Origin of the sequence: Paenibacillus canaveralius (assembly GCF_047238265.1) — a bacterium.
In the GTDB taxonomy this organism is placed as follows: domain Bacteria; phylum Bacillota; class Bacilli; order Paenibacillales; family NBRC-103111; genus Paenibacillus_F.
Genome location: NZ_JBDFMM010000001.1, coordinates 612,040 through 626,034, shown reverse-complemented (window position 1 = coordinate 626,034; position 13,995 = coordinate 612,040). Strand labels below are relative to the sequence as shown.

The 13,995-nt window shown below is 52.0% G+C and carries 15 protein-coding genes; 2 read left to right on the top strand and 13 right to left on the bottom strand.

The window, feature by feature from the left end:
- Positions 1–3: 3 nt before the first annotated feature.
- The 4 genes from ABC395_RS02790 to ABC395_RS02775 form a co-directional block, all read right to left on the bottom strand.
- Positions 4–285: a CopG family ribbon-helix-helix protein gene (locus tag ABC395_RS02790; protein WP_036740450.1), complete on the bottom strand. Its 282-nt coding sequence runs from the start codon at positions 283–285 to the stop codon at positions 4–6.
- Positions 286–500: 215 nt separating this feature from the next.
- Entirely contained in the window at positions 501–1,700 is a 1,200-nt protein-coding gene (gene alr / locus ABC395_RS02785; RefSeq protein ID WP_413000555.1) for an alanine racemase, read from the bottom strand.
- Between the two features lie 182 nt (positions 1,701–1,882).
- Entirely contained in the window at positions 1,883–3,313 is a 1,431-nt protein-coding gene (locus tag ABC395_RS02780) for a DUF4367 domain-containing protein (protein WP_413000554.1), read from the bottom strand.
- A 255-nt stretch (positions 3,314–3,568) separates the two neighbouring features.
- Positions 3,569–4,573 (bottom strand): serine hydrolase domain-containing protein, encoded by a 1,005-nt coding sequence (locus tag ABC395_RS02775; protein WP_413000553.1) that lies wholly within the window; start codon positions 4,571–4,573, stop codon positions 3,569–3,571.
- 256 nt (positions 4,574–4,829) lie between these two features.
- Here ABC395_RS02775 and ABC395_RS02770 point away from each other — a divergent pair, with 256 nt between their 5' ends.
- Positions 4,830–5,291 carry a MarR family winged helix-turn-helix transcriptional regulator gene (locus ABC395_RS02770; RefSeq protein ID WP_413000551.1) on the top strand — a complete coding sequence of 154 codons (462 nt, stop codon included), beginning with the start codon at positions 4,830–4,832 and terminating at the stop codon, positions 5,289–5,291.
- A gap of 54 nt (positions 5,292–5,345) precedes the next feature.
- Here the strand turns inward: ABC395_RS02770 and ABC395_RS02765 are convergent, their stop codons facing one another.
- Complete coding sequence (locus ABC395_RS02765; RefSeq protein WP_413000549.1) at positions 5,346–5,966, bottom strand: TetR/AcrR family transcriptional regulator; 621 nt, start codon at positions 5,964–5,966, stop codon at positions 5,346–5,348.
- 230 nt (positions 5,967–6,196) lie between these two features.
- Here ABC395_RS02765 and ABC395_RS02760 point away from each other — a divergent pair, with 230 nt between their 5' ends.
- Positions 6,197–6,946 carry a glucose 1-dehydrogenase gene (locus ABC395_RS02760; protein WP_413000548.1) on the top strand — a complete coding sequence of 250 codons (750 nt, stop codon included), beginning with the start codon at positions 6,197–6,199 and terminating at the stop codon, positions 6,944–6,946.
- 182 nt (positions 6,947–7,128) lie between these two features.
- Here ABC395_RS02760 and ABC395_RS02755 read toward each other — a convergent pair whose 3' ends face one another.
- The 8 genes from ABC395_RS02755 to ABC395_RS02720 all read right to left on the bottom strand — a co-directional run bounded on the left by ABC395_RS02755 (position 7,129) and on the right by ABC395_RS02720 (position 13,993).
- Entirely contained in the window at positions 7,129–7,257 is a 129-nt protein-coding gene (locus ABC395_RS02755; RefSeq protein ID WP_009675220.1) for a hypothetical protein, read from the bottom strand.
- A 62-nt stretch (positions 7,258–7,319) separates the two neighbouring features.
- The gene (locus ABC395_RS02750) at positions 7,320–8,735 is read right to left on the bottom strand and encodes an undecaprenyl-phosphate glucose phosphotransferase (protein WP_413000546.1); all 1,416 of its coding nucleotides are present in this window, start codon (positions 8,733–8,735) and stop codon (positions 7,320–7,322) included.
- A gap of 138 nt (positions 8,736–8,873) precedes the next feature.
- Positions 8,874–9,770 carry a glycosyltransferase family 2 protein gene (locus ABC395_RS02745; RefSeq protein WP_413000544.1) on the bottom strand — a complete coding sequence of 299 codons (897 nt, stop codon included), beginning with the start codon at positions 9,768–9,770 and terminating at the stop codon, positions 8,874–8,876.
- A gap of 107 nt (positions 9,771–9,877) precedes the next feature.
- Positions 9,878–10,810: a glycosyltransferase family 2 protein gene (locus ABC395_RS02740; protein WP_413000542.1), complete on the bottom strand. Its 933-nt coding sequence runs from the start codon at positions 10,808–10,810 to the stop codon at positions 9,878–9,880.
- Complete coding sequence (rfbD, locus tag ABC395_RS02735; RefSeq protein ID WP_413000540.1) at positions 10,800–11,651, bottom strand: dTDP-4-dehydrorhamnose reductase; 852 nt, start codon at positions 11,649–11,651, stop codon at positions 10,800–10,802. Before rfbD ends, ABC395_RS02740 begins: the two co-directional genes overlap by 11 nt.
- Positions 11,652–11,668: 17 nt before the next feature.
- A complete protein-coding gene (gene rfbB, locus ABC395_RS02730) occupies positions 11,669–12,673 on the bottom strand; it encodes a dTDP-glucose 4,6-dehydratase (protein ID WP_413000539.1) in 1,005 nt (334 codons plus the stop codon).
- A complete protein-coding gene (gene rfbC / locus ABC395_RS02725) occupies positions 12,670–13,233 on the bottom strand; it encodes a dTDP-4-dehydrorhamnose 3,5-epimerase (RefSeq protein WP_413000537.1) in 564 nt (187 codons plus the stop codon). Before rfbC ends, rfbB begins: the two co-directional genes overlap by 4 nt.
- A 16-nt stretch (positions 13,234–13,249) precedes the next feature.
- On the bottom strand, positions 13,250–13,993 hold the full coding sequence (locus ABC395_RS02720) for a sugar phosphate nucleotidyltransferase (protein WP_413000536.1): 744 nt from the start codon (positions 13,991–13,993) through the stop codon (positions 13,250–13,252).
- Positions 13,994–13,995: the final 2 nt, after the last annotated feature.

Genomic DNA, 13,995 nt, shown 5'->3' with positions numbered 1-13,995 from the left:
TTATTACACCCCGCTTACTAAGCGTACCAGCGTATTGTCCGCCTCTTCCTCCGCTTGAAAAGCTTCGTCCGCTATCGTTAGGTTAATTTTGGCCATCTCCATGTAGCCTTTCTGCATGGATTCGCGAAGACTGCGTTTTTTGCGTTCAAGCAAATACAGCTTCATGGCCTGGCGAATAAACTCGCTTCGGTTGGAGTTCTCTTTCTCCACAATGCCGTCGACCTCCTGTAATAGGTTGTCTGGCAAACTGATCATGATCCTCTTCGTGTTATGAGCATTATTCACCGATTTCGCACCCCCAAGAAACATCCGAAAACACTTTACTACCATTATGTCGATGCAGTAGTAAATTTATACTACTCCAGTATATATGCGTGTGGTATATCATTTATGCCATACGCATCGTCAAGCTCCCTTGTAATCTATTCGAGGGCATACCCTGAAATCCTGTTTTTCCTTCGGGAAAAATTGTGGAATTTTGATTAAGTCCTGTCGATCCGTTAAAAAAGATGTCTGAACAGGGAGTTGACCGCCTTCACTCTGCGGCCGCCGCTTACATAAACGCGGGGAACCCGGTGAGAGATCATGCAGGTTACTTCGTAATTGATCGTGCCCAGCTTGGCGGCGATTTCCTCCGCGGTTATTCGCTCATCGCCCTGCTCGCCGAGCAGGACAACCTCGTCCCCGAACGCAGCCTCCGGAATATCGCTTGTATTCAGCATACATTGATCCATGCAGATCCGGCCTACGACCGGAGCTCTTCTGCCGCGGACCAGCCCTTCGGCCTTCCCTGTCAGCAGACGCGAGAAGCCGTCGGCATAGCCGATCGGCAGTGTGGCGATCCGCTCATCGCCCTGGGTGTGATAAATCGTGCCGTAACTGACTCCCGATCCGGGCGGAAGAGTTTTCAGGTGGACGATTCCCGTTTTGAGGCTCAATACGGGTTTCAGCCTGATCTGTTCCCGGTTCACCTCTTCCGACGGATACAGGCCGTACATCGCGATGCCCAGACGCACCATATTGTAAGTAAGTTCGGGCAAATCAATGGCCGTCGCACTGTTGCCGGCGTGAACAAAAGGAAAACGCGCCCCCGGCAGCTCACCGGCCTTCCGGACGATTCCGGAGAATTTCGCGTGCTGTTCGTACGTATACGTTTTGTCGGTTTCATCCGCATTGGCATAGTGGGTAAAAAGTCCCTCGACCCGGATTCCCGGCGTCTGCAGCGCTTTCGCGATAAACGCGACGGCTTCGTCCTCGTCGTGCAGGCCGATCCGGCCCATGCCGCTGTCGATTTTAATATGAATGTTTAACGGCGGTTTGTTCCCGCCCGCTGCGGCGTCACGCTGCGCATAACCGGAAGCCGCTTCAAGAAGCTCTTCCGTATAGACGCTCAGCGTAATATCATGTTCCAGCGCAAGTCCGATCCCTTCCGGCGGCGTGTAGCCCAGAACGAGGATCGGCGCCGTGATGCCGGCGTTCCTCAGCTCCATCGCTTCGTCGAGAAAAGCTACGGCCAGGTAGGTTGCGCCGCATTCCATGGCCACTTTCGAAACCTCTACGGCACCATGTCCGTAGGCATCGGCTTTCAGAACCGCCATCATGTGTACGCTCCCCGGCAGCACGCGCCTGAAAGTCTCCAGGTTGCTGCGGAGCGCATCCAATGAAATTTCCACGTAAGTCGGACGGTAAAAAGCATCCACGTCAAAGTTCACCTTCTTCAAGACTGTACACGGGACAAGGGAGATCCCGAATAAACAGGGTCTCCCTTCCCTAATTGGCCGGCACTTCCGCCGTCCTCCGTTACACCCATGTTAAAGGCTCCGCCGGATGAAGTCAATGAATTGTTCCGGGCAAAATTCCCCAATCCATGGGGCTTTGCGGGTTATTTGCCCGCTTCTGCGGCAACGGACTGGGCGATTTTGACAAGCTCGTCGTGCGGCAGATCGGCGGTCGCCAGCCGGAATTCGATGCCGTCGTACGTCCACGTCAGCGTCTTCTTCTCGTCGCCGGTAACCACACCGAGCGTGTAGCCCAGGTCGACGATATCGCCGGGCAGGACCGATACGGTCTGCGTCTGCGGCGCTAACTCCAGCAGCGTGTAGTTGTAGGTCCCCTGGTAGCGGACCATGATGCCCGTGTTCTCGCCGAGCTTTACATCCCGGATGTCCTGCTGCGCGACACCCTTGGGCATGTAGGACGGCTCGATGAGGCCGAAGCCCGCGCTGCTGTTGGCCGCGGCGTTCTTGTCCGCGCCGGCCGCGCCTGCTGCGGGAGTGCCCGCCGCATCGGCAGCCGGCTGCTTGGCGCCGGTGCCGCCGGCGGAGGCTGTGCCGCCCGCGGCAGGGACGCCTGACGCAGCGGGCGTCTTGTCCGCGTCAGCAGGCGTGCTGCCGGAGCCCGCCGCCGTGGCCGGGGTCTTCGCGGAGCCGTTTGCGGCTTTGCCGGCAGCGGCCGCGTCTTGGCCCGGCGACACGGCCGGGGCCTTGCCGCCGCCGGCGGACGCTCCGGCGCCCGCGCCGTCCGCGGAGGCAGCCGCGTCCTTGCCGGCGGCGCCACTCTGGGCGGATGCCGGGGTATCCTTGCCGGCGGCCGCTTTGCCGTCCGGAGACGCCGCACCGGCGGCCGGACCTTTGAGCGCGCCGGAGACAGGCGCGTCCTTATCCAGCGATTTCAGATCCCAGCTGGTCATGTTGCGCTGCATGTCGAAGCTGTCTTTTTCCAGCTTCTTGCCAAATTCGAACTGCGTGAAATCAAGCTTGACGAGTACGTTCGAGCTGCTGTCGGATACTTCCACTTTTTGTGGGGCCAGGCTTTTCTGATCCAGCCATATTTTTTGTCTCGCCATTTGTCCGCTGTTGGCATAATTCGCCGCCACGTCGAAGACGAACGAATTGCCGTCTTTCGTAAACTGGCGCTCCGTGTCCAGCAGAATGCTCTGGGCCAGAGACTGGAACAGGTAGACCTGACCCTGATTCTCCGGCCAGTCGCTCTGGAACCGGAAGCTTTTATGCAGATGCGGCGTCAAAACAAACACCCCGTCATCGTTTCGCAGCACAACCTGCGTGATGTCTTTTTTCTCATTGGTCAAGGAGATACGGTAGTAGTGCGGCTGCTGGTACCACACCTCCACCTGGTATTCCTGCGGCTCCTGCCCGGTTTGAAGAACCATGCGTCCCGTGCCCTGATAGCTTTCGAGCTTGCCGATCACATGATCCAAATCTTTTACTACCGATCCTGCATCCTTTTTTCCACAACCGGCCAGAAGCAATGCTGCACTCATCACGATGGCGAGTATCCATGTGACCCGACGCATGTCATCATCCCCTCATCCTTAAGTAAATGTACTGATACATGTCTATGAAAGGACTTGGCCGATTATGCGGACTAGTTTGACAAGCCATGGTTTTGTCCCTCGTCCGTATATTCTGCCGGGGACCGGATTGTGTCTGTGCCGGACGGCCGAAAAGCCGCATGTGAAAAAAGGAGGCCTTCTATAGTAAGAAGGCCTCCTTTGCGCCGCACGGCTGCGTCCGGCCCTATGTTTCAGGCGGAGCGTGCCGTAAACCGGCTAACGGGACCCGCCGGCCCCGGCGGCAAGTTTGTGAAGCTGGCCGGACAGGACGGAAGGAGTCGCGGACGCGGTATTGCTGAGCACGATAACCGTAATTCCCCGCTTCAAGTCGCGGACGAATGACGACGTGAATCCGTTAATTCCGCCGTGATGATACACGGTGCCGTCCGGCTCCGATTGATTGAACCAGCCGTATCCGTATCCGGCCGGGTTGTGCAGCTGGTACATATCGGACTGGATATCCTCCGGCAGAAGCCGGTTTTCACGCAGCGCCTTATCCCACTGGTGCAGGTCGGCTGCCGTGGAGTACAAACCGCCTGCCGCAAACGCGTTCGACATGTCGATATGGGAAGCGTTGCACCGCATTCCGGAGGCATCGAATTCGTAACCGGAGGCACGGTTTTTGAGCAGACTCCGATTATCGTCGAGACCCGAGGCGGACATGCCCGCAGGTTCAAACACATTCTCCTTCATATAGGAGGAGTAAGTGTGCCCGCTTGCCGCTTCAATCACTTTCCCCAGCAGAATATAGCCGGAATTGGAGTACTTGAACCGGGAACCCGGTTCGAATTCGAGCGTCTTTCCGCGGAATAAAGCGATAAGCTCATCCACGTTCCGGCGTGTCTTCGCCTGCTCCGCAAAAGAGGGCTGCTCCGTGAGATTCGGGATTCCCGAAGTGTGCATCAGAAGGTGCCGCAGCGTGATCCGGTCCCCCGACGGGAATCCGGGCACATATTCCGCCACAGGATCGCAGATACGGAGCGCCTCTTCTGCCGCAAGCCGCATAACGGCCGCTGCGGTCAGAGGCTTCGTAACGGAACCGATCCGGTACACCGTGTCCGTTCTGCTGGCCGCCTCCAGTTCACGATTGGCCCAGCCGTAAGCTTCGTGCAGCGCGATATCGCCGTTTACGGCCACAAGGACCGTTCCGTCAAAGCTTTCTTCACCTGCGGACGCGAGTACTTTTTCATCCAATAAACGGTTTAAAATAGTTCTTTTCATCCCAGCCACCTCTTATCTTTGATTTCAGCAGATAAAAGGCATACGATTAGGTTGGGTTTCTATCATAAATCATTCACCGCCTAATTAGTAAATAATTATGTACTATTAGACGAAAGTAACATACCCGTTTTAGTCTGTCAAACGAGCGCAGGCGATGTGACTTGCAGACCGCACTCACCGCTTTGCGCTTTTGCGCTCTGCAACGGCAATGCTGATCAGCACCGGCGCATCCGGTAAAGGAGGTTCACACGAGCTTATGAACGACAATCGGCAGGACCGGCAAAAACTCACAGACGAAATGATCGCCACTTGGGCTTTACTGATGCCTCTGCTGGAGAAAAAAATGATGAGGCTGTTTGAACAGCAGGTAAAACAGACGCTCGGTCCCCAGCAGTTTTACGCCCTCGTTATGATCGATGAAAAAAAGACGCTCCGCATGTCCGGACTGGCCGCCGAACTGGGCGTTTCCAAACAGCAGCTGACGCCTATCGTGGACAAGCTTCTTCAATTGGATTATATCGAACGTGCACCTGATCCGCAGGACAGACGGGCGTCTCTTCTCCACGCGACGGCGGATGGTAAAGCTTTTATCGGCGCATACAAACGGGAAATCGGAAACCTGCTGCGTGTTAAAGCGGGCTCTTTCAGCCCTGAACAGCTTGTGCGGTTCAATGCGGCCTTGAAGGATCTCCTTGAAGTCCTGGGCGCTATGGATTAAACCGGCTCAGCACGTCTGTTGAGGCCGGTTAGCCCCTTCTGCCGGGGAGCCGGCTTATTCTTTTGCCCCGGTAAAAGGATCGTCCACGTAAGGACCGCGGGTCGCCAGGCGCATTAACTTCTCCGCCATATAGGAAGCCGTGTACGGCATGCCGCTTTGCAGCCACCACAGGATTACGCCGAGGAAAGCCGAAACCACATAGCTCACGAGCATCTCCCTGGGCACCGCAAGCTGCCTCTCTTCGGGAGCTACCGTTCCGAGCCCTTTCGTCACAAACCCGGTAATCACGTCCGTTAATCCCCGGGTAAAATAAGGCATCCGCTGTTCTCCCAGAACTACTTGATAAAACTGCGCATGCCTGGCAATCTCCTCGAACAGCCAGACAAAGGTAGGATGCGGCTTTCCGGCGTCAAAACGAAACTCCGACGCATCTTCGAACAGAGGCTGGAGTCCGTCCACCAGCTCCTTTAATGTATCATCCATGCTCTGTTCCATGAGATCCTGTTTGTCCCGGTAATGAAGGTAAAAAGTCGCCCGGTTCAGCGAGGCGCGGCCGGCGATGTCCCGGACCGTAATTTTCTCGTACCCTTGTTCCCCGATCAAAGCGATCAGCGCATCCCGCAGCATCAGGCGGGTCCGGACGACCCGCGGGTCCAAGTTATTTTTAATCGACATAAATGCTCTCCTTGTATAAGATCTTTCCCTTTGGCAACATAACGCGGGTCATTGTCCATTAAGCGACAATTCCGGGAAAGCTGTTGGTTGAGCGTTCCTTACGGGCTCGGTATTATTATAATTAACAGGATGTCAATTAAACAACATCTTGTCGATAAAAATTCGCTGGCACGGAAGCCTATCGTGATGAATGCGCTTCCAAATTTTAGCCGGAAGGATGGTTATGCAAAATGGGACGCTTACAAGATAAAGTCGTCATTATAACGGGAGCCGCTATGGGCCAAGGGGAAACGGAAGCCAAGTTGTTCGCGGCCGAAGGTGCGAAAGTAGTCGCAACCGATCTGCAGGAAGAACAGTTGAACCGGGTGGTGGAAGAAATCCGCGCCGCGGGCGGACAAGCTCTCGGCCTTAAGCATAACGTGGCTTCGGAAGACGACTGGAAGCGGGTTGTCGAGAAAGCAGTGGAGCAGTTCGGCAAGGTCGATGTTCTCGTCAATAATGCGGGCATCAGTACGGACAGCACGCTTGATACGTTCACCATGGAGAACTGGGATAAAGTCATGTCGATTAACTTGACGGGCTGTGTCATCGGAATGAAATACGTCGTACCCGAAATGCGGAAAGCCGGCGGAGGCTCCATCGTCAACATTTCCTCGATCGCGGGCATTGTCGCCCTCAACTTCACCAACGGTTATACCGCGGCAAAAGGGGCTCTCCGCTCCCTATCGAAAGCATCCGCTGTCGAGCTGGCCCCGGACAAAATCCGCGTGAACTCCGTTCACCCGGGCATCATCGTGACGCCGATGATTCAGGAAGCTCTCGATCAGGGCGCGGGACACATGTTCGAAGCGGGTACTCCGCTGCCACGCCTGGGCAAGCCTGAAGACATCGCGTACGGAGTCCTCTATCTCGCTTCGGACGAGTCCTCGTTCGTGACCGGCACGGAGCTGATCATCGACGGCGGCTGGACGGCGAGATAAGTCTTTGATGCCGTCAGGCCGACGACGCGGCGCCCGACGCTTCGGTTTAAATCGGCCGTTTCAATGCCGCTGAGGCGATTAGGCCGATTAAGCGGAGCGGCCGGGCCGCTTGCATCCTGCATCAAACGGAAAGACGCCAAACCCGGAAAAACGGGTATGGCGTCTTATTATTTTTCCCCTCATTAGTTCACCAGGTAAAGAAACCCGCCGATAATGACCGCCCACATGACGGCTCCCATCAGCACTCCGATGATCAGACCGCGCCCCATTGGCATTTGATCGTCCCGGTAAGCGTCTTCATGATCGATCATAAAAAAACCTCCCCGTTACCAAGATATGATCCTAGTATCGGGAAGATGCGGACGGAATATACTTAATAGGCATTTTTGTTTATAAAGCCGTTCACGATCGTTTTCCAAATAATCTTGATGTCAAAGAGGAACGACCAATTCTCGATATAGAAAATATCGTGCTGAATCCGGTCCGAAATCGAGGTGTCCCCCCGGAGGCCGTTGCTCTGCGCCCAGCCTGTAATACCGGGCCGTATATGATGCTTCACCATATATTTCGGAATCTCTTCTTTAAACTGCTCCACGAAAAACGGCCGTTCCGGCCGCGGCCCGACCACACTCATATGCCCGAAAAGCACATTGAAAAACTGCGGCAGCTCATCCAGGCTCGTTTTGCGGAGAAAGGCGCCCAGCTTCGTTTTACGGGGATCGTCGGCCGTCGTCCAGCCCGTGTCGGACGTATTCGCCGTATCCTGGCGCATGGAGCGGAATTTGTACATGTAAAACTTCCGCCGGTTTAACCCCACCCGCTCCTGCTTGAAAATGATCGGCCCGGGTGACGTCAGTTTGATTGCCGCGGCAATCACGATCATCACCGGCAGCGTGATCAGTATAGCCGTAAGCGAAAACGCCAGATCGAAGGTCCGTTTGATCATCCGGTTGCTGATCATATCGAGCGGAATATCGCGCACATTGATCAGAGGCATTCCCGCAAAGTTATCGAAAAACGGCCGTGCCGGCAAATAGTCGAAGAAGTCGGGAATAATCAGCGTCCGCACGCCCGCCTTCTCGCAAGCCGCAATGAGACGCGGGAATTTGTGATGAACGTCCAGCGGCAGCGCGATAATGACTTCGTCGATCAATTTGTCCTGCAAAATTTCTTCCAAATCATCGAGTGTACCGATAACGGGCTTATAGGGAGCGGCCGGAAGGTCCTTGTGCTCCGAATGTTCGCCGTGATCATCAAGAAATCCGATAATTTCATAGCCGAGCTCCGGATGCTGCAGCAGTTTGTCGTGAAAGCGCCGGCCGAGCGTACCCGCTCCCAGAATGAGCACAAACTGCTTGTTGTACCCTTTCTCGCGAAGACGCTTGAGGCTTTCCTTCAAAGCGTAGCGGTATACCGTGATGAGCACGATATCCAGCACAATATACATCCCGAGGAATTCACGCGAAATGTGCACTTCTTTGAAGAAGAAGAGCAAGCTGAGCTGAATGAACAAGCTGATCAGATGCGTCTGTACGATTTTGATCAGCGCATCGGCAAACCGTTTCTTGCGGTTCGGCCCGTACAGCCCTACGAAAAAGCCGACCGCCACGGCCACCGCCCCGTAGACCGCGCTCCAAGCGGCATACACGGAGATGGGGATCGGCTGGTTGGCATCCAGCCACCCGCTCTCGAATTTAACCCACCAGGCGATCAGGAAGGCGGTCTGAATCACGGCGAAATCAAAAATCGCATAGACCTGGGTTAGAAATTGTTGATTTCTGCGAAGCATGGAAGATTCACCTCAAAAATCGTTGGTAGGAAACAAGCTAAGCGTTGTCGCATCATAATACAATCGAATAAATCCCTGCAGGGCAAGGGTTATATTTGCAAGCCCCTAAACGCCTGCGCTGTATGGCCTTCTTGTACGTTACGCTCCGACATCCGTTTGGTTCAAAGACTTCCTGACCGGCAGCGCCTTATTTTTCAGCAGCGCAAGCCCGAACTTGACCGCCACTCCCATATAAACGGCGGCATTCGTCACGAACGAGTAATTGCGCTTGTAATGTTTACGGTGAAACAAGATCATGGCCCTGTGAAATTCATAGATGATTTTATACGGCTTGCGCCTGCTGCTGGCGCCTTTATAATGGATGATCTTGGTGCGCGGGTAATAATAAATTTTCCAGCCCGCTTCCTTGATCCGGTAGCACCAGTCCACGTCTTCTCCGTACATAAAAAACTCTTCGTCAAGCATTCCGACTTCCTCGATCGTTTTCCGGCGCACCATCATAAACGCTCCGACCAAGCAATCGACTTCATACTCCTCGTCGGGATTCAAATACCCCAGCTGGTACTGGTTAAACCGGGGACGATCCGGAAACAGCTTCGAAAACCCGAACGCATAGTAAAAAGACGCCGACGGCGTCGGAAAACCGCGTTTGCACGCTTTATCGAGAGAACCGTCAGGCAGCACCACTTTGCAGCCCGCTGCGCCGACTTCCGGATGCCCGTTCATATAATCCAGCATAATTTGAAACGTATCCGGCTCCACAATCGTGTCCGAGTTCAACAATAAAATATATTGGCCCTGCGCCAGTCTTATGCCCTGATTGTTCGCCCGGGAAAAGCCGACGTTGTCCTGGTTCGCAATCAACTTTACCTGCGGAAACTCGCTTTTTATAAAAGAAACGGAATCGTCCGAAGAGTTGTTATCGATCAAAAGTACTTCATATGTATATCCCGTTACGGAAGCATATACGGAATGCAGACAATCCAGCGTCAGCCGGCGGGTATTATAATTAACGATGATAATGCTTAAGTCCATCTGAATCTCCATCCGAATTTACTAGATATTCCTAGTATACCATGCAGAATTGTGAATAGGCTAAAACCGTTTTAAATAAAAAAGACCTTTGGTAAATTCAAGGTCTTTTAAGACTTCCAATTGAGAAACAATCCCAAATTTCGCGCAATGCCTATTTTCAAAAAGCCGTTCTTAAGGAGAGCCGTCCTGCCTCTTAGAAAAGGACTCTTTTCCAGCTTGATAAACTCCTTTAAGTACTCGCTGCTTACTTCCGGGAGAGCCTCGGAAAACTGTTTTTCAAATGCCCTCGCTTGGCGTATATTTTTGTCCAGATACACCGGTTCCAACAGCTTTTTCTTGATGTAAGCTATCCCGAACCGCTTAGCCCCTACGCTGTTTTCACCATGCTGCCGGTATAAAATCGTCGGCTCCGTCACATAACCGATCCTGCCGAACGCACTGGCTGCGAGACCGATCCACCAATCATGCATAATCGCGTCCGGATGTACGGGAAGGCTGACCTCGGCCAACCGGCGGTTTATCATCATCGTGCAGCCCGTAATGACATTCTGCATGAGCAGGCGCGGAAACGAATCTTTGGCGGGATTCAGCTTTTGATAGTTCCAGAAAGACGGGTTAAGCTCCCTCTGCCGCTCATCGACCACTTTTAAATCCGTGTGAATCAATAAGGGCTGCCGCCCGCAAGTGTTTTCCAGCTGCTTCATTCTGGCCAAAGTCTTTTCGATTTTGTCCGGAAGCCAGACATCATCCTGGTCCGCGAACATAAAATAATCCGCCTTTGTTCCTGATAGACCTTCCTGAAGCAACCGGCCGAAGCTTAATTTCGGCCCTTTGTTATCGTCTTGCGGCATCAAGCGGACATTATCATATTGCTTTTCAAAGTGCTTTAGAATAAACAAAGTCGTATCGCTGGACCCGTCATCTCTCACCAGGATGCTCGTATTTGAATGGGTCTGGGCCAGTATTGAATTCAGCTGGCTTTCGAGATAGTTAGCTCCGTTATACGTAGATAAAAGAACAACGACCGGGTCATTCCCCATTCCGGTACTCCTTAAGAAAGTCCCTTAACCCTTCCTTCCAGCCTCTTAAATCCTGAAAACCGTTGGAGCGGATTCCCATATGATCCATGACGGAATACTTTGGCCGCTCCGCGGGACGCGGAAATTCATCCGTCGTGCAAGGGTTCACGGCGACTTTCATATCCGATTCCTCGAATACAGCCTTCGCGAACTCGTACCATGTACACGTCCCGCTGTTGGAAGCATGGTAAATTCCGTACTTTTCCGTTTGTACAAGTTCCATCAGAAAGGAAGCCAGATCCACCGCATAAGTCGGGGAGCCCGTTTGATCGTGGACTACATTCAAGGAAGTTTTCTCTCCGCCCAGCTTGAGCATAGTCTTTACAAAATTGTGCCCTGTCCGGCCGTACACCCACGATGTCCTCACAATAAAATACCGGCTGCTTAATGTCTGGGTAAGGATTTCTCCGGCTCTTTTGGATTTTCCATAGACCGTCCGGGGGTTCGTGTTGTCATACTCGTTGTAAGGAGCATTTCCGCTGCCGTCGAATACGTAATCCGTACTGACATAACAAAACTTCGCGTTATGTTTCTCCGCTTCCACAGCCAAATTACGTGTCCCGCTTGCATTCACCCGGTATGCCTCGTCGGGTTCGCTTTCCGCTTTGTCTACGGCCGTATAGGCGCCGCAATGAATAAGCACGTCCGGCTTGATTTCCCGAACGATACGGCCGCATGCTGCCTGATCCGTGAAATCCAGATTTTCACGACCGAACCCGCAGACTTCATGCCCCTCTGCTTCAAACAGCCTGCAAACTTCGCTTCCAAGCTGTCCTTTTGCTCCGGTAACTAAAATTTTCATAGGAACCTCCGCGTTTCTTAAGAACCATACTGCTGTTCATAATAGGATTGGTAAGCTCCCGAACGTATGCGTTCCCACCATTCTTTATTGTCCAGATACCATTGTATGGTCTCCTGGATTCCCGACTCGAAGTTATGTTTAGGCTTCCAACCCAACTCCGTCGTTATTTTATTTGCATCGATCCCATATCTGCGGTCATGACCCGGACGATCCTGAATAAACGTAATTAAATCTTCGGATTTGCCAAGTGCTGCAAGAATCGTTTGGATGATGACCAGGTTGGTACGCTCGTTGTTTCCTCCGATATTGTACACTTCCCCATTCCGCCCGCTGTGCAGTACGAGATCTATTGCCGAACAATGATCTTCCACGTAAAGCCAGTCCCGGATGTTAAGGCCGTCTCCGTAAACGGGAAGAGATTTCCCGTCCAGGGCATTGGCAATCATAAGCGGAATAAGCTTCTCCGGAAACTGATACGGTCCGTAATTGTTGGAACAGCGCGTAATATTAACCGGCAGCCCGAATGTTTCGTGATAAGCGCGAACGAGCAAGTCTCCCCCTGCCTTACTAGCCGAATAAGGACTGTTAGGAGCAAGCGGCGTCGTTTCCGAAAATAGTCCGGTTTCCCCAAGAGAGCCGTACACTTCATCTGTAGAAACTTGTACAAATTTAGTAATCCCATGGGCTTTGGCGGCATCCAGCAGCACCTGAGTCCCCATAACATTGGCTTGAACAAAAATGCCCGGATCCAGAATACTGCGATCCACGTGAGACTCGGCCGCAAAGTTTACGACCACGTCAACGCCAAGCTCAAAAGCCTGTTGAACCGCGTTCCGGTCGGAAATATCCCCTTTTACGAACCGGTAGTTGGGATGGTTTTCGACCGATTTTAAGTTCTCCAAATTTCCGGCATAAGTCAAGGCATCCAAATTGATGATTTGGTAATCCGGGTATTTCTTAAGCATGTATAGAACGAAGTTGCTTCCGATAAAACCCGCTCCGCCTGTTACGAGAAGCCTCATGATTGAACCTCCTCTTCAAAGTTGTTATCCGCGTCCGCCAAGCTCGGGTGTTTTTCATCTTTTGCCGAAAGGATAGGACTGGATGTGGGCCAATCGATAGCAAGTGCGGGATCATTCCACATGATCCCTCTATCATTTTCCGGAGAGTAATACTCGTCTACCTTATACAATACTTCCGTGCCGGGTACCAGCGTACAAAAACCGTGAGCAAAACCTTTCGGTACCAGAAGCTGGCGCTTATTCTCCGAGCTGAGTATAAATCCCTGCCATTGGCCGTACGTCGGTGATTTTTTGCGAATGTCTACGATAACGTCGTAAATGGCACCGGCAAGGACACGGATAAGCTTGGTTTGCGCTTTGGGATTGAGCTGATAGTGAAGTCCCCGAAGAACGCCGGTTTCGGCAGACAGCGAGTGGTTATCTTGAATAAACTGATAGGTGATTCCCAGTTTTTCAAATACCTTTTGGTTATAGCTTTCCATGAAAAATCCACGGCTGTCGCCATGGACTGCAGGTTCGATAAGGAACGCTTCAGAAAACTTGGTTTCGGTTAATTTCATTGTCCAAGCTCCTTTATTACAATTTTAATTTCCCGAACTCGTCACCATAAATGATTTCTTTTGCCAATTCGTTTGCTTTAGCTAAAGACGTATGGGTTCCTGCATCGGTCCACCATCCGCTTAAAATATCATAAGTAAGGTCTCCATTTTCAATATAAGCATTGTTAACATCTGTAATTTCCAACTCACCCCTTCTGGATGGTTTGAGAGTTTTTACAATTTTAAAGACCGAACTATCAAACATGTATATTCCAGTAACTGCATAATTGCTTTTGGGAAGCTCAGGTTTTTCAACGATTGATATAATTTTTTCTCCCTGTAACTCAGGAACTCCGTATCGTTGTGGATCTGGAACTTCTTGAATGAGAATCTTAGCGCCGCTTTTATGTTGTTCAAATTTTTTTACAAACGGCCTTATACTATCTTCAAATACATTATCTCCTAAAATAACGACCATTTTATCTTCACCGATAAATTGTTCTGCCAAGTCTAACGCTTGAGCAATCCCACCTGCTTCATCCTGTACTCGATAAGTGAAACTTACTCCAAATTCTCTTCCACTGCCCAGGAGATTAACAACATCCCCCATATGATCCTTTCCGGTTACAATTAAAATATCATTTATTTCGGCTTCCTTAAGCTTGGCAACTGAGTGAAAAATCATTGGGTATTTACCAACTGGGAGCAGGTGTTTGTTGGTTACTTTTGTAAGTGGATATAATCGTGATCCTGTACCACCTGCGAGAATAATACCTTTCATTC

Excerpts from the sequence above, each read along its gene's own strand:
- ABC395_RS02780 (WP_413000554.1), bottom strand. The coding sequence starts at position 3,313 with ATGCGTCGGGTCACATGGATACTCGCCATCGTGATGAGTGCAGCATTG.
- rfbD (WP_413000540.1), bottom strand. The coding sequence starts at position 11,651 with ATGAAAATTTTAGTTACCGGAGCAAAAGGACAGCTTGGAAGCGAAGTT.
- rfbC (WP_413000537.1), bottom strand. The coding sequence starts at position 13,233 with ATGAAATTAACCGAAACCAAGTTTTCTGAAGCGTTCCTTATCGAACCT.
- ABC395_RS02720 (WP_413000536.1), bottom strand. The coding sequence starts at position 13,993 with ATGAAAGGTATTATTCTCGCAGGTGGTACAGGATCACGATTATATCCA.
- ABC395_RS02765 (WP_413000549.1), bottom strand. The coding sequence starts at position 5,966 with ATGTCGATTAAAAATAACTTGGACCCGCGGGTCGTCCGGACCCGCCTG.
- ABC395_RS02750 (WP_413000546.1), bottom strand. The coding sequence starts at position 8,735 with ATGCTTCGCAGAAATCAACAATTTCTAACCCAGGTCTATGCGATTTTT.
- ABC395_RS02760 (WP_413000548.1), top strand. The coding sequence starts at position 6,197 with ATGGGACGCTTACAAGATAAAGTCGTCATTATAACGGGAGCCGCTATG.
- ABC395_RS02745 (WP_413000544.1), bottom strand. The coding sequence starts at position 9,770 with ATGGACTTAAGCATTATCATCGTTAATTATAATACCCGCCGGCTGACG.
- ABC395_RS02770 (WP_413000551.1), top strand. The coding sequence starts at position 4,830 with ATGAACGACAATCGGCAGGACCGGCAAAAACTCACAGACGAAATGATC.
- rfbB (WP_413000539.1), bottom strand. The coding sequence starts at position 12,673 with ATGAGGCTTCTCGTAACAGGCGGAGCGGGTTTTATCGGAAGCAACTTC.
- ABC395_RS02755 (WP_009675220.1), bottom strand. The coding sequence starts at position 7,257 with ATGATCGATCATGAAGACGCTTACCGGGACGATCAAATGCCAATGGGG.
- ABC395_RS02775 (WP_413000553.1), bottom strand. The coding sequence starts at position 4,573 with ATGAAAAGAACTATTTTAAACCGTTTATTGGATGAAAAAGTACTCGCG.
- ABC395_RS02740 (WP_413000542.1), bottom strand. The coding sequence starts at position 10,810 with ATGGGGAATGACCCGGTCGTTGTTCTTTTATCTACGTATAACGGAGCT.